Consider the following 14,578-nt stretch of genomic DNA (forward strand, 5'->3'; position numbering starts at 1 on the left):
ACTACCGCACGCCGGCCAGCCGATACCCGACGGCCGTCTCGGTCAGGATGTGCTCCGGCTGCGTAGGGTCGCGTTCGAGCTTCTGCCGCAGATGCCCCATGTAGATCCGCAGGTAATGCGAGCTGTCGACGCGCGACGGCCCCCACACCTCCTGAAGCAGTTGCCGGTGCGTGAGCACGCGCCCCGCGTGGCGCGCGAGCGCGACCAGCAGCCGGTATTCGATCGGCGTCAGATGCACGGTGTCGCCGCCGCGCTGCACGAGCCGCAGGTTCATGTCGATGGTGACGTCGCCGAAGCTCACGCGCGGCGACTCGGCCTCGGTCCGGTTGTGCCGCCGCAGTTGGGCGCGAATCCGCGCGACCAGTTCGCCGACGCCGAACGGTTTGGTCAGATAATCGTCGGCGCCGGCATCGAGCGCGGCGACCTTCTGCTGTTCGAGGCTGCGCGCGGACAGCACGATCACCGGCATCGACGACCACTCGCGCAGTTGCCGGATCACGTCGAGCCCGTCGACGTCCGGCAGCCCGAGATCGACGATCACGAGATCGGGCCGCGTGCCGGCCGCCATCGCGAGCCCGCGCTGTCCGGTCTCGGCCTCGACGACGCGCATCGCCTCGCCCTCCAGCGACGTGCGCACGAACCGGCGGATATGCCGGTCATCCTCGATCACGACCACGTTGACGACCGCTTCCATCCGCTCAATCCCCCTCTTTTGCATCGATTCCGGCATCGCTGTCGGCATCGGCATCCGCCGGACCCGCTGCGGGCGGCGGCGCGTCGTCGGCCGGCAGTTCGAACCAGAAGCACGCGCCGCTCGCGCGGCCGTCCGCGCCGACGCGGTTCGCCGCGCCGATCCGTCCGTCGTGCGCATCGACGATCGCGCGGCAGATCGCAAGGCCAAGCCCAATGCCCGGTTTCGCGGACTCCTTCTCGCCGCGCGTGAACTTGTCGAACACGCGCGCCTCCATCCCGGCGGGCAAGCCCGGCCCGTTGTCGAGCACGTCGACGCGCACGCGCCGCCGCCCGTCGCCATCGACGACGATGCGCGCATCGAGCGTGACCGGCGTGCCGTCCGGCGTGTACTTCACCGCGTTCTCCAGCAGGTTCGCGAGCAGCCGCTCGACCAGCACCGCGTCGAGCTGCACGAGCGGCAACTCGGCGCTTACGTGCGTCGTCACCCTGCGTCCCGCGAGCATCCGCCGCGCGCCGCCGAGCGCCGCGCCGATCACCTCCTCGATCGACGACCACTGCCGGTGGAGCCGCATGCTGCCGTCCTGCAGCCGCGCCATGTCGAGCAGGTTCGTCACGAGGCCGGTCATCCTGAGCGCCTCGTCGTGAATCGCGTCGGCGAGTTCGTGCGCGGAACGGCCCGCCGGGGTCGCGTCGTGCGGCTGCTGCGCGAGCAGCGACGCGAACCCGACGATCGACGTCAGCGGCGTGCGCAGGTCGTGCGAGATCGCGGACAACAGCGAATTGCGCAGCCGCTCGGACTCCATGCTGACGAGCGCGTCCTGCGCGATCTCCACGTAGTGAACGCGCTCGACCGCGAGCGCGATCTGCGCGGCGAGCGTCTCCAGCATCCGGCGCTGCTCGGGCACCGCGAGTTCGTCCATCCGCGCGGACACGAGCGCGAGCACGCCGCGCGTGCGCATCGGCGCCTTCAGCGGCAGGTACAGCGCGACGGCGGCCGGCAGCGTATCGGTGCCGTGGCCGGCCGGCTTCTGCTGGTCGTACACCCACTGCGCGATGTCCGCGTCGAGCGATGCGTCGTCGAGCGTGACGGCCGGGTCCGGATTCTCGATCTTCTGCTTCACCTTCTCGGCGCTGTCGGGCAGCAGGATGGCGACGCGCGCGTGAAAAATTTCCGCGACGTGCCGCGTGCCGGTCTCGATGATCTGCGCGGTGGCGAGCGCCGCGCCGAGTTCGCGCGTCATCGCGAACATCGCGCCCGCGCGCCGCTCGCGCAGCGTCGCGACGTGCGCCTGGCGGCGCAGGCTCGACGTGAGATGGCTGATCGTCAGCGACGTCAGCAGCATTACCGCGAAGGTCAGCAGGTATTGCGTGTCGGACACGGTGAACGACATCCGCGGCGGCACGAAGAAAAAATCGAACGCGGCGACGCCGAGAAACGAATAGACGACGCCCGGCCCGCGCCCGAGCCGCGCGGCCGCGAACACCGCGCCGAGCAGGTACAGCATCACGAGGTTCGCGAGCGCGATGCTGTCGGCCAGCCCCGCGCCCGCGGCGGTGATCGCCGCGCACAGCGCGAGCGCGTACGCATACGCGGTGGTCGGCGAGCGGCGCGCGTCGTCACCGAGGCCCGCGAAACGCGCGGCGCGTTCGCCGCGATCCTCGCGGCCGGCGGCGTCGCGCACCGCCGGCGAGTTGATCAGCGTGACGTCGATGTCGGTCGCCGCGCGCACGATCCGCGCGGCCGCCGCGTGACCAAACCCGCCGCGCCAGCCAACCGACGCGGACGCCGCCGCGCCGACGACGAGCTTCGACACGTTGCGCATCCGCGCATACGCGACGAGCGTCGCGGCGACGTCGTCGCCGGGCAGCGTGACGGTTTCGGCGCCGAGTTCGGCCGCGAGCTTCAGCGCGGCGAGCGTGCGTTCGCGCCGCGCGTCGGGCAGCCGCTGCAGCTTCGGCGTCTCGACATACACCGCGAGCCAGTCGGCCTTCAGGCTCGCCGCGAGCCGCGCGGCGGAGCGCACGAGCGTCGCGCTCTCCGGTCCCGGCCCGACGCACACGATGATCCGCTCGCGCGCCTGCCAGATGCGCTCGATCGACTGGTCCGCGCGGTACTCGCGCATCTGCGCGTCGACGCGGTCGGCGGTGCGCCGCAGCGCGAGTTCGCGCAGCGCGATCAGGTTGCCCTTGCGGAAGAAGTTGCGCACCGCGCGCTCGGCCTGCTGCGGCAGATACACCTTGCCGTCGCGCATCCGGTCGAGCAGTTCCTCCGGCGGCAGGTCGACGAGCGTCACCTCGTCCGCGCGATCGAACACGCGGTCCGGCACTGTCTCCCACACGCGGATGCCGGTGATCTGCCCGACCACGTCGTTCAGGCTTTCGAGGTGCTGCACGTTGACGGTCGTGTACACGTCGATGCCCGCGTCGAGCAGTTCGTGCACGTCCTGCCAGCGTTTCAGGTGCCGCGAGCCCGGCACGTTCGAATGCGCGAGTTCGTCGACGAGGAGCAGTTGCGGTTTGCGCGCGAGCGCCGCGTCGAGGTCGAATTCGGCGAGCGTGCGGCCGCGATGCGCGACCCGCGCGGGTGCGAGTGTCTCCAGCCCGTCGAGCAGCGCGAGCGTTTCCTTGCGCCCGTGCGTCTCGACGACGCCGACGACGACGTCGATGCCCTCGTCGCGCCGGCGGCGCGCGGCCTGCAGCATCGCGAACGTCTTGCCGACGCCCGCCGACGCGCCGAAGAAAATCTTCAGGCGGCCGCGCTGCTGCCGGTCCTCGTCGCGCTGGATCCTGTCGAGCAGTTCATCGGGATCGGGCCGGTCCATCGAAAGTCCCCGTGCCATGCGCCAGTCAATGCAGCGGCTTCAGGTCGTCGAGCGCGAGGTTCAGCTTCAGCACGTTCACGCGCGGCTCGCCGAAGATCCCCCATTGCCGGCCGGCGGTGCTCTGCGCGATCAGGCTGTCGACCTGCTCGCGCGCGAGGCCGCGCGCCTTCGCGACGCGCCCGGCCTGCCACGCGGCGGCGGCCGGGCTGATGTCCGGATCGAGGCCGCTGCCGGACGACGTGACGAGATCGACCGGCACCGGCGCCGTGTTCGACGGGTCGGCCGCATGAAGCGCGGCGAGGCGGCCGTTCACCTCGTCGGCGAGCGCGGGGTTCGTCGGCCCGAGGTTCGAGCCGCTCGACGCCTGCGCGTTGTACGGGTTCGGCGACGTCGCGGACAGCCGGCCCCAGAAGTAATACGGCGCGTCGAACTGCTGGCCGAGCAGCGCGGAGCCGACCGTCTTGCCGCCGTGCTCGACGAGGCTGCCGTTCGCCTGATGCGGGAACGCGGCCTGGCTGACCGCAGTGACGACGGCCGGATAAACGATGCCCGTCGCCACCGTCATCACGGCGAGCAGGACGAGCGAGGGACGCAGGATGGACTTCATGATCGTAGGCTCGAATAACGTGGAGGTCTTCGGTGAAAAAAAGGCCGGGCGGGCGAAGAGTCCGGAAAAGATCCCGCCCGGCAAGGTCGCCGGTCGGCGCTCAGGCCCAGCCGCAGGCCGCGAGTCCCATGTCGATCAGCTTGATGAACGGGAACGGCAGCAGGATGCCGCCGAGCCCGTAGATCAGCAGGTTGCGCCGCAGCAGCGACGCCGCGCCGAGCGCGCGGTACCTGACGCCCTTCAGCGCGAGCGGGATCAGGAACACGATGATCAGCGCGTTGAAGATCACCGCGGACAGGATCGCGGACGACGGCGACGTCAGGTGCATCACGTCGAGCACCCGCAGTTGCGGATAGGTCGACGCGAACGCGGCCGGGATGATCGCGAAATACTTCGCGATGTCGTTCGCGATCGAGAACGTCGTCAGCGAACCGCGCGTCATCAGCATCTGCTTACCGATCTCGACGATCTCGATCAGCTTGGTCGGGTTCGAGTCGAGATCGACCATGTTGCCGGCCTCCTTCGCGGCCTGCGTGCCGGTGTTCATCGCGACCGCGACGTCGGCCTGCGCGAGCGCCGGCGCGTCGTTCGTGCCGTCGCCGGTCATCGCGACGAGGCGGCCCTCGGCCTGGTGCGCGCGGATCGTGGCCAGCTTCGCTTCCGGCGTCGCTTCCGCGAGGAAGTCGTCGACGCCGGCCTCGGCCGCGATCGCGGCGGCGGTCAGCCGGTTGTCGCCGGTCACCATCACCGTCTTGATGCCCATCTTGCGCAGTTCCGCGAAGCGCTCCTTGATGCCGCCCTTCACGATGTCCTTCAGCTCGATCACGCCGAGCACGCGCGCCGCGCCGCCTTCGGTGCGCGCCTTTTCGGCGACGACGAGCGGCGTGCTGCCGCGCCGCGCGACGTCGTCCACCGCCGTCTGCACGTCCTGCGGAAAGCGCCCGCGGTTGTCCTCGACGTAGCGGCGCACAGCGTCGGCCGCGCCCTTGCGGATCTCGCGGCCGGACGCCCCGGCGGAAGTCCCCTGCGGGGACAAGTCCACCCCGCTCATCCGCGTCTGCGCGGTAAACGCGAGGAACGTCGCCTGCAGCGAGGCCATGTCGCGCTCGCGGATGTTGAACCGCTGCTTGGCCAGCACGACGATGCTGCGGCCTTCCGGCGTTTCGTCCGCGAGCGACGCGAGTTGCGCGGCGTCCGCGAGGTCGTGCTCGGTGACGCCCGGCGCGGCGAAGAACGCGGACGCCTGGCGGTTGCCGAGCGTGATCGTGCCGGTCTTGTCGAGCAGCAGCACGTCCACGTCGCCGGCCGCCTCGACCGCGCGGCCCGACGTCGCGATCACGTTCGCCTGCATCATGCGGCTCATCCCCGCGACGCCGATCGCGGACAGCAGCCCGCCGATCGTCGTCGGGATCAGGCACACGAGCAGCGCGACGAGCGCGGTGATCGTCACGACGTGGCCCGCCTTCACCGCCGCGACCGAGAAGATCGAGAACGGCAGCAGCGTCGCGGTCGCGAACAGCAGCACCAGCGACAGCGCGACGAGCAGGATGGTCAGCGCGATCTCGTTCGGCGTCTTCTGCCGCTTCGCGCCTTCGACCATCGCGATCATCCGGTCGAGGAACGCCTCGCCGGGGTTCACGCTGACGCGCACGACGATCCAGTCGGACAGCACGCGCGTGCCGCCGGTCACGGACGAGAAGTCGCCGCCGGACTCGCGGATCACCGGTGCGGATTCGCCGGTGATCGCCGACTCGTCGACGGACGCGACGCCGTCGATCACCTCGCCGTCGGCGGGGATCGTGTCGCCGGCCTCGACGAGCACGACGTCGCCCTTTCGCAGATCGGTGGACGTGGCGATCTGGATCGGCGACTTCGGATGCGGCTGGTTCAGCTTCTTCGCGATCACGTTCTGCTTCGCGCTGCGCAGCGACGCGGCCTGGGCCTTCGAGCGGCCTTCGGCGAGCGCCTCCGCGAAGTTCGCGAACAGCACCGTGAACCACAGCCACAGCGCGACCGCGAGGATGAAGCCGGCCGGCGCCTCGGCCTGACCGGCGAGCGCCGCGATCCACAGGATCGTGGTCAGGATGCTGCCGACGTACACGCAGAACATCACCGGGTTGCGCAACTGGGTGCGCGGCGCGAGCTTCCTGAACGAATCGGCGATCGCGGGTTTCACGAGCGACGGGTCGAACATCGAGCGCACGGCGATACGGGCCTGCCCGAGATTGTCGGGACGATGGGCAGGCGTCGGAGTGGATTGAGTCATACGTTCCTCTGGTTCAATGGCCGGCGATCATCTGCAGATGCTCCGCGACCGGGCCGAGCGCGAGCGCCGGCACGAACGTCAGCGCGCCGATCAGCAGCACCGATCCGAGCAGCAGCACGACGAACAGCGGGCCGTGCGTCGGCAGCGTGCCGCCGGTGACGGCGAGCCGCTTCTTCGCCGCGAGCGAGCCGGCCACGGCCAGCAGCGCGACGATCGGCACGAAGCGGCCGAGCCACATCGCGACCGCGAGCCACACGTTGTAGAACGGCGTGTTCACCGACAGGCCGCCGAACGCGCTGCCGTTGTTGTTCGCCGCGGACGTGAACGCGTACAGGATTTCGGAGAAGCCGTGCGTGCCGGGATTGAAGATGCCCGCGGTGCCGGCGGCCGTCAGCACGCCGATCGACGTGCCGGTCAGCACGAGCAGCGGCATCACGAGCACCGCGATCGACACCATCTTCATGTCGTACGACTCGATCTTCTTGCCGACGTACTCCGGCGTGCGGCCGATCATCAGCCCCGCGATGAACACGCCGAGCAGCGCGAACGCGAGCATGCTGTACAGGCCCGAACCGACGCCGCCGAAGATCACTTCGCCGAGCTGCATCATCAGGATCGGCACGAAGCCGCCCATCGGCGTCAGCGAGTCGTGCATGCTGTTGACCGCGCCGCACGAGGCCGACGTGGTCGCGACGGTGAAGATGCCCGAATCCGCGATGCCGAAGCGCACTTCCTTGCCTTCCTGGTTGCCGCCCGCCTGCAGCGGCGTCGCGCTCTGGTCGACCCGCAGCGACGCGAACAGCGGATTGCCGGCCTGCTCCGCCGCGATCTCGCCCCAGCACGCGACCGCGAACGCGATTGTCATCGCGGCGAGCACCGCATACCCCTGGCGGCGGTCGCCGACCATCTGCCCGAACGTCACGCACAGGCCCGCGCCGATCGCGAGCATCACGATCACCTGCACGAAGTTCGACAGCGGCGTCGGGTTCTCGAACGGATGCGCGGAGTTCGCGTTCAGAAAGCCGCCGCCGTTGGTGCCGAGCATCTTGATCGCTTCCTGGGATGCGATCGGCCCCATCGGCAGCGTCTGTTTGTCGACCTTCACGTCCTGCATCGCCGGGTTGCCCTGCGCGTCCTTCACCGCGTTGCCCTGCGCATCGGTCTTCGGCGCCTGGTAGGTCGTGGTCTGCAGCGTCGGCACGTCCTGGTACGGCCTGAAGTTCTGGATCACGCCCTGGCTCACGAAGAACAGCGCGAGCAGGAACGAGATGGGCAGCAGCACGTACAGCGTCGAGCGCGTGAGATCGACCCAGAAATTGCCGATCGTCTGCGCCGAATGGCGCGCGAAACCGCGGATCAGCGCGATGACGACCGCGATGCCGGTCGCCGCGGACAGGAAGTTCTGCACCGTGAGCGCGGCCATCTGCGACAGATAGCTGAGCGTCGATTCGCCTCCGTAGTTTTGCCAGTTCGTGTTGGTCACGAAGCTGACCGCGGTGTTGAGCGCGGCGTCCGGCGTCATCGGGCCGAAACCCTGCGGGTTCGCGGGCAGCCATTGCTGAAGCCGCAGGAACGCGTACACAAGCAGCGCGCCGGCGAGGTTGAACAGCAGCACCGCGAGCGCGTAGTGCTTCCACGACATCTCCGCCTGCGGATCGACGCCCGCGAGCCGGTACAGCAGGTTCTCGACGGGGCGTCCGAGCTTCACGAGGACCGAGCGGCCTTCGAACACGGCGGCCATGTAGCGGCCGAGCGGGATTGCGATCGCGATCAGCACCGCGATGAAAACGACGGCGTGAAAAAGGTTGTTGGCGTTCATTCGAGGTCCTCCGCGCGCAGCAATGCGTACACGAGGTAGAAAAGCAGCAGCAGCGTCGAGGCGGCCGCGAGCCAGATCATCCAGGCACTCATGCGCGGCCTCCGGACGAACGTCGCGCGAGCTTTTCACAGCCGCTCGCGAGTGCCACGCATAGTCCCCAGAAGAAGACGATGCCGGCGAGGTAGATCAGGTCCATTGTTGTGTTCTCCCGTAACGGACAGGGCCAGCCGGAAGGTTAAGAAAATTCGGATAAAAGTCGTGACAAAAACCGGGGGGCGCGTGTAAAAAACGCGTAAACGCCGGGGGAATACGCGCGACGCGTCGCGAGCGCTGAAGGCGCTTCAGAAGGAGGGAAAACGCCGGCGACCGGGCGACACGCGCGCCAACGAGCCGCGCGTGCGCGGCATGCAGCGACGCAAGACGGACTGCGGAGAGAAAGGATCAGCCGACGCTGCGCAACTCGACGCCGGTCGGCTTGCTGAACACCGCGCTGTCGTAGCCGCGCCCCGCGAACTGCACGACGTCGACGAGCGCGAAACCCTGCGCGCGATAGAACGCGAGCAGATGCGCGGCCGGGAACGGCGTATCGAGCGCGAGTTGCGCGTAACCGTGCGTCGCGGCCCAGCGCGCGGCGAACGCGAGCATCGCCGCGCCGATGCCGCGGCTCTGCCACGACGGCTCGACGCCGAACTGATGCAGCGTCGCGACGCCGCGCAGCCGGTAGTGCTCGCACGGCGATTGCGGGTCGCGCGCTTCGAGCGTCATCGTCCCGATCACCCGGCCGTTGCACAATGCAACGAAGCAGTCGCCGGCCAGCGCGCGCTGGCGCGTGACGCTCGCGGGCTGGTCCGCCGACTCGCAGTGCAGGCCGCCCGCCGCGAGCGATGCGAACGCGCGATGCAGCAGCATCGTCAGCCGCTCCCACGAATCGCGTCGCGGATCGAAACGCCGCAGCACCATCCGGCCGATACCGGGCTGATGATGAAAAACCGGAGTGTCGTCGCGAAACGCTGCGTGTGGTGTCGGCATGGCGGGTCCTGAAGTTCAGGTGATCCGCAGTCTAGAATCGCGCCCCGCGCGCCACAAGAAAAAATGTCGTAAAAGCGCGGGGGGTGGCGCGAGTTTCCCGATCGATGCGTATGCACACGTTGCGCGGCATATCGGCCGGTTTCCGGGCTCGATTCGCGCGAAGCATCGCCGCGCGCGCGGCCGCCGCGATGCCGGACCTGAGCGGCCTCGACGACTGCCGGCCGTTCGTCGAGCGGATGCGCGCGGCGTTCTCGGCGATGATCGGCGCGGCGTCGCAGACCGCGCGCGACGTCGCGGAGGTCGTCTATGCCGCGACGGCCGACGGCACCGACCGGCTGTGCTACCCGGTCCGCGCGCCGCACGCTGGACGACCAGGATTACGTGGACTTCATGCGCAGGCGGTTCGGCGTGAAGTAAGCGGCGCGGACCGCCGCGGCTCGCGCGACGAAGCCGAACATGCGCACCGCGCGGGCCGTCCGGAACCGTCCGCACCCGCGTGAGATAATCGCCGCTTCGCCACACAGTGACGCCCACCCGCGTCCGGGACGTCCCGACCTTGAACCCGCTGCTCGTCACCCTCGACCGTCTGGCCGATTTCGAAGAGATCGTCGACGTGCGGACCCCGCTGGAGTACGCGGAGGATCACATTCCGGGCGCGCTGAACGCGCCCGTGCTGAGCAACGAGGAACGCGTGATCGTCGGCACGATGTATCACCGGGTGTCGCCGTTCGAGGCAACCCGCGTCGGCGCGGCGATGGTCGCGCACAACATCGCCAGGCATCTCGAAACGACGTTCGCGGACCGTCCGCGCGAGTGGCGGCCGCTGATCTACTGCTGGCGCGGCGGCAAGCGTTCCGGCTCGATGACGACGTGGTTCAACCTGATCGGCTGGCGCGCGCGGCAGCTCGACGGCGGCTACAAGAGCTGGCGGCGCAGCGTCGTCGATGCGCTCGCCACGCTGCCGTCGGCGTTCCGCTACAACGTGCTCGCGGGCCACACCGGCAGCGGCAAGACCCGCCTGCTGAACGCGCTCGCGACGGCCGGCGCGCAGACGCTCGACCTGGAGGCGCTGGCCGCGCATCGCGGCTCGCTGCTCGGCACGCTGCCCGGCGAACCGCAGCCGTCGCAGAAGGCGTTCGACACCGCGCTCGTGACGACGCTGCGCGGCTTCGATCCGAAACAGCCGGTGTTCGTCGAGGCGGAGAGCCGGCGCATCGGCGCGATCGCGCTGCCGCTCGCGCTGACCGACGAGATCCATCGCGGCGCCTGCATCCAGGTCGACACCGCGCACGACGAGCGCATCCGCCTGCTGCTGGAAGACTACGGCCACCTGTTTGACGACGCCGACGCGTTTCGCGCGCAGTTGTCGAAGCTGACCGAACTGCACGGCCGCGCGCGGATCGCCGAATGGCATCGGCTGCTCGACGAAGGCCGTCGCGCGGAACTGTTCGAGCAGTTGATCGACCGGCACTACGACCCCGCGTATGCGCGCAGCACCGCGAAGCACTTCGCGCGGCTGCCCGATGCGCTGCGTTTCGCGTTCCGCCCGACCGCCGACGACGTGCCCGAGCAGGCGCGCAGGCTGCTCGAACGCGCCGGCTGAACGGCCGCCGCGCCGCAACAAAGCCGCGCGCCGTTTGCATCGGCGGCGCGCGGTATCCTGTTCTTCACCTCCCGCTACTTCACCCGGATCGACACCCATGGACATCAACAAGCAGATCGCGGCGCTCACGGCGTCCGAACTCCAGACCGCCGGCGCGAGCCAGGCCACCGCGATCGCGGTCAGCGTGCTGCTGCGCCACCTGAACTCGCCGGAACTGTCGAAGCTGCTGAACTCGGCGTTCGAGAATCACCAGGCCGTGATGCTGCAATCGCCGTGGCCGGAACAGATGTTGCAATCGTTCGAGGCAACGCGGCGCTTTCTCGAAGGCGCCGCGCAACCGCAACGCGCGGCGCCGCCGCAGGCGGAATGAAAGGCCGGCCGGCGGAGGCGGCGCGCGAGGCGCCGGCAACGTCCGGCATCGTCGTGCGCGCGCGAATGTAGTTCTCGCGTGTAGCGCGTGCAGAAAGCGCAGCACGGGCGTCGGATCGCTGCTCAACCACGCTGCTCAAGAACGCGGCCATGCAGCCGTAATCCTGTCTTATGGATTCGAAGGTCCCACTTCCGCCCGGCGCGCTGGCGTCGAGCCTCATCGATCAGGAAATCGCGCACATCCGCCGCGTGATGCCGCTGTCGTTGAACGGCGATCTCGGCGGCCCGATCCTGCCCGCGCCGTACTGGCGTCAGCGGCTGTATCAGTTGCTCGACAGCGGGCTCGTCGGCAAGGGCCAGCTCGGCGAAATCGACAGCCTGTTGCTGCTGCTCGACGACTTCGAGCGGCGCGCGGCCAACGCCGGCGCACCGCCGAAGTCGGCCGGCGGCTCGGCCGAAGGTCGCTGAAGCGACGGGCGACCGGCCGCTGCGAAGCGGGCTGGCCGCGTGTCCTGATCTTTTCCGCGTGCGCTCGCCGCGCCGCGCGGGTTCCCGTTGCGTGCTCCCGCTGACCCGTTTTCCCGCTGCGCGTCGCGTTCGCTGCGAACGCGGGGCGGCGATCGGTCATAATGTCCGCCAAAACACCCAGCGAGGATTCCGTGCCCACGGCCCAACCGACAGACCTGCTGAAGCAGGCACGCAAGCGTTTCACCCAGCGGCAGATTGCCGAGCACGTCGGCAAGGACGTGAAGACCGTGCGTCGCTGGGAAAAAGGCGAGACGCCCTGCCCCGCGATGCTCGAACCCGCGCTGCGCGAACTGCTGCGGGTCGGCGGCGGCGCGGCGCGGCAGCCGGCGCGCTTTCGCTTCGTCGACCTGTTCGCCGGCATCGGCGGCATCCGCATGGGCTTCGACGCGCACGGCGGCGAATGCGTGTTCACGAGCGAGTGGAACCCGTATTCGAAAAAGACCTATCTGGAGAACCACGGCGACGGGCATCCGTTCGTCGGCGACATCACGGCGCTGCCGGCCGCCGACGTGCCGGACCACGACGTGCTGCTCGCCGGTTTTCCGTGCCAGCCGTTCTCGATCGCGGGCGTCAGCAAGAAAAACGCGCTCGGCCGCCCGCACGGCTTCGAATGCACGACCCAGGGGACGCTGTTCTTCGACGTCGCGCGGATCATCGCGGCAAAGCGCCCGGCCGCGTTCCTGCTCGAAAACGTGAAGAACCTGATGTCGCACGACCGCGGCCGCACGTTCGACGTGATCCTCCAGGTGCTGCGCGACGAACTCGGCTACGACGTGCATTACCGCGTGATCGACGGGCGGCACTTCACGCCGCAGCATCGCGAGCGGATCATCATCGTCGGTTTTCGCGAGCCCGCGCCGTTCTCGTGGGACGACCTGCGGCTGCCGTCCGACGGCCCGAAACTCGGCGCGATCCTGCACCGCGCCGACGGCGGCGAGCCGCTGCTGCCGTGGGACGGCGACCGCTTCTTCGACCACGCGGCGCGCCGGGTGCAGCCGAAATACACGCTGACGCCGGGGCTGTGGACGTATCTCCAGCAATACGCCGACAAGCATCGCGCGGCCGGCAACGGCTTCGGCTTCGGGCTCGCGTATCCGGACAGCGTCACGCGCACGCTGTCCGCGCGGTATCACAAGGACGGCTCCGAGATCCTCGTGCACCAGGGCGACGGCTTGCGCCCGCGCCGCCTGACGCCGCGCGAATGCGCGCGGCTGATGGGCTTGCCGGACACGTTCCGGATCACCGTCAGCGACACGCAGGCATACCGGCAGTTCGGCAACAGCGTCGTGATGCCGGTGATGCGCGAGGTCGCGCGCACGATGGTCCCGCATCTGCTCGCGGCGACGCGGCGCGACGCGCGCGCCGATACCGACCTCGCCCCCGCCCCTGTTACGACCGTCATCGCCGCTCCTCCGCAGCCGGCCGCGGAGACGGCCTGACTTCGCGAGGCCCGCGCGATGGTCGATGTCGTCGACGCCGCGACCCGCAGCCGGATGATGTCCGGCATTCGCGGCCGCAACACCAAACCCGAGATCCTGATCCGCAGCCTGCTGCACCGGCGCGGCTTCCGCTTCCGGATCGACGCGCGCGACCTGCCGGGCCGGCCCGACATCGTGCTGCCGCGCTATCGCGCGATCGTGTTCGTGCACGGCTGCTTCTGGCACGGCCACAACTGCGCGCTGTTCAAATGGCCGCAGACGCGCGCCGAGTTCTGGCGCGAGAAGATCTCGCGCAACCGCACCAACGACGCCAGGGCGCTCGCCGCGCTGGCCGCGCGCGGCTGGCGCGTCGCGGTGATCTGGGAATGCGCGTTGCGCGGAGCGGATCGCGATCCGCAGGCGGTCGTCGAACGGCTCGACGCGTGGCTGAAGGACGGCGCGTCCGCGTGGTTCGAAGCGCGCGCGTGACGCGCCGGCGGCCCGCGCGTGACTGCGCCCAAGCCGCGCGCGGCCCCCGCATGGCAGGTCCGGATTGCGTCGAGGATTGCGCGCGTCATGACGCACCTCATGCCGCGCGCCGGCCGGACACGCCCATTGGCCCACGCACGCGGTGATACACTCGATCGCTGATCCCGCAGCGCCGCCGGGCGCGCCCGACCATCCCGAAGAACCATCCGCGACGGAGGCAACCGATGGCTGATTTCCGACTGTGGTCCGACGACTTTCCGGGCAACGGCTTCATGCCGAAGGCCCAGGAATTCGACGACCGGGCCTTCGGCGTCGACGGCGACAACATCTCGCCGGCGCTGCAATGGGAAGCGCCGCCCGACGACACGCAGAGCTTCGCGCTGACCGTCTACGACCCCGACGCGCCGACCGGCAGCGGCTTCTGGCACTGGGTCGTCGTGAACATTCCGCCCGACGTGCGCTCGCTCGCCCGCAACGCGGGCAAGGCCGACGGCAGCCTGCTGCCGCGCGGCGCGGTGCAACTGCGCAACGACTACGGGCTCGTCGGATTCGGCGGCGCCGCGCCGCCGCGAGGCGACCGGCCGCATCGCTACATCTTCCGCGTGCACGCGCTGAAGGTCGCGCAACTGCCGGTCACCGCGGACACGACGAACGCGATCGCACGCTTCATGACGCATCTGAACGAACTCGACTCGACCACCTACGTCGGGCTGTACGAACTGAAGTGATCGATGAATTGATGGACGCAACCTCCCGCGAGCCGCCGCAGACGCGGTTCGCCGCGCGCCGGGCCGGCCAGCCGGCATAAACCGCGAACAGGCCCGGCGCGCGCAGAACAACAATCGAACGACATGGGACACGCGGCCTCCACGGAGCCGCGCACGAACGGACAACGACATCGGCCGCACCACCGCGCCACCACGCATCGGCATGGC

The 14,578-nt window shown here is 69.4% G+C and carries 14 protein-coding genes; 7 read left to right on the top strand and 7 right to left on the bottom strand.

Annotated features, from left to right (window positions below; genetic code table 11):
* Nucleotide 1 precedes the first annotated feature (1 nt).
* From kdpE to BLV92_RS13770, 7 genes are all read right to left on the bottom strand, one after another.
* Nucleotides 2-718, bottom strand: a complete 717-nt coding sequence (kdpE, locus tag BLV92_RS13740) for a two-component system response regulator KdpE (protein WP_243844002.1) — start codon at nucleotides 716-718, stop codon at nucleotides 2-4.
* Complete coding sequence (locus BLV92_RS13745; protein WP_090545722.1) at nucleotides 699-3,515, bottom strand: sensor histidine kinase; 2,817 nt, start codon at nucleotides 3,513-3,515, stop codon at nucleotides 699-701. Before BLV92_RS13745 ends, kdpE begins: the two co-directional genes overlap by 20 nt.
* A 25-nt stretch (nucleotides 3,516-3,540) precedes the next feature.
* The gene (gene kdpC / locus BLV92_RS13750; RefSeq protein ID WP_090545724.1) at nucleotides 3,541-4,122 is read right to left on the bottom strand and encodes a potassium-transporting ATPase subunit KdpC; all 582 of its coding nucleotides are present in this window, start codon (nucleotides 4,120-4,122) and stop codon (nucleotides 3,541-3,543) included.
* A 100-nt stretch (nucleotides 4,123-4,222) separates the two neighbouring features.
* Nucleotides 4,223-6,316 (bottom strand): potassium-transporting ATPase subunit KdpB, encoded by a 2,094-nt coding sequence (kdpB, locus tag BLV92_RS13755; protein ID WP_090545725.1) that lies wholly within the window; start codon nucleotides 6,314-6,316, stop codon nucleotides 4,223-4,225.
* Nucleotides 6,317-6,401: 85 nt separating this feature from the next.
* Nucleotides 6,402-8,207, bottom strand: coding sequence for a potassium-transporting ATPase subunit KdpA (kdpA, locus tag BLV92_RS13760; protein ID WP_090545727.1), 1,806 nt, complete (start codon nucleotides 8,205-8,207; stop codon nucleotides 6,402-6,404).
* A complete protein-coding gene (locus BLV92_RS13765) occupies nucleotides 8,204-8,299 on the bottom strand; it encodes a potassium-transporting ATPase subunit F (RefSeq protein ID WP_090545729.1) in 96 nt (31 codons plus the stop codon). Before BLV92_RS13765 ends, kdpA begins: the two co-directional genes overlap by 4 nt.
* 349 nt (nucleotides 8,300-8,648) lie before the next feature.
* Nucleotides 8,649-9,167, bottom strand: a complete 519-nt coding sequence (locus BLV92_RS13770; RefSeq protein ID WP_243842580.1) for a GNAT family N-acetyltransferase — start codon at nucleotides 9,165-9,167, stop codon at nucleotides 8,649-8,651.
* Between the two features lie 179 nt (nucleotides 9,168-9,346).
* Here BLV92_RS13770 and BLV92_RS13775 point away from each other — a divergent pair, with 179 nt between their 5' ends.
* The 7 genes from BLV92_RS13775 to BLV92_RS13805 all read left to right on the top strand — a co-directional run bounded on the left by BLV92_RS13775 (nucleotide 9,347) and on the right by BLV92_RS13805 (nucleotide 14,371).
* Nucleotides 9,347-9,736: a hypothetical protein gene (locus BLV92_RS13775; RefSeq protein WP_090545732.1), complete on the top strand. Its 390-nt coding sequence runs from the start codon at nucleotides 9,347-9,349 to the stop codon at nucleotides 9,734-9,736.
* A 56-nt stretch (nucleotides 9,737-9,792) separates the two neighbouring features.
* Complete coding sequence (gene mnmH / locus BLV92_RS13780; protein ID WP_090545733.1) at nucleotides 9,793-10,839, top strand: tRNA 2-selenouridine(34) synthase MnmH; 1,047 nt, start codon at nucleotides 9,793-9,795, stop codon at nucleotides 10,837-10,839.
* A 97-nt stretch (nucleotides 10,840-10,936) separates the two neighbouring features.
* Nucleotides 10,937-11,209 carry a hypothetical protein gene (locus tag BLV92_RS13785; protein ID WP_090545735.1) on the top strand — a complete coding sequence of 91 codons (273 nt, stop codon included), beginning with the start codon at nucleotides 10,937-10,939 and terminating at the stop codon, nucleotides 11,207-11,209.
* A 170-nt stretch (nucleotides 11,210-11,379) separates the two neighbouring features.
* Complete coding sequence (locus BLV92_RS13790) at nucleotides 11,380-11,676, top strand: hypothetical protein (RefSeq protein WP_090545737.1); 297 nt, start codon at nucleotides 11,380-11,382, stop codon at nucleotides 11,674-11,676.
* A 161-nt stretch (nucleotides 11,677-11,837) separates the two neighbouring features.
* On the top strand, nucleotides 11,838-13,175 hold the full coding sequence (gene dcm, locus BLV92_RS13795) for a DNA (cytosine-5-)-methyltransferase (protein WP_177197998.1): 1,338 nt from the start codon (nucleotides 11,838-11,840) through the stop codon (nucleotides 13,173-13,175).
* A gap of 18 nt (nucleotides 13,176-13,193) precedes the next feature.
* Nucleotides 13,194-13,643 (top strand): very short patch repair endonuclease, encoded by a 450-nt coding sequence (locus BLV92_RS13800; RefSeq protein WP_090545741.1) that lies wholly within the window; start codon nucleotides 13,194-13,196, stop codon nucleotides 13,641-13,643.
* A 224-nt stretch (nucleotides 13,644-13,867) separates the two neighbouring features.
* The gene (locus BLV92_RS13805) at nucleotides 13,868-14,371 is read left to right on the top strand and encodes a YbhB/YbcL family Raf kinase inhibitor-like protein (protein WP_090545742.1); all 504 of its coding nucleotides are present in this window, start codon (nucleotides 13,868-13,870) and stop codon (nucleotides 14,369-14,371) included.
* The last annotated feature ends 207 nt before the right edge of the window (nucleotides 14,372-14,578 follow it).

Source organism: Paraburkholderia caballeronis (assembly GCF_900104845.1).
GTDB lineage: Bacteria > Pseudomonadota > Gammaproteobacteria > Burkholderiales > Burkholderiaceae > Paraburkholderia > Paraburkholderia caballeronis.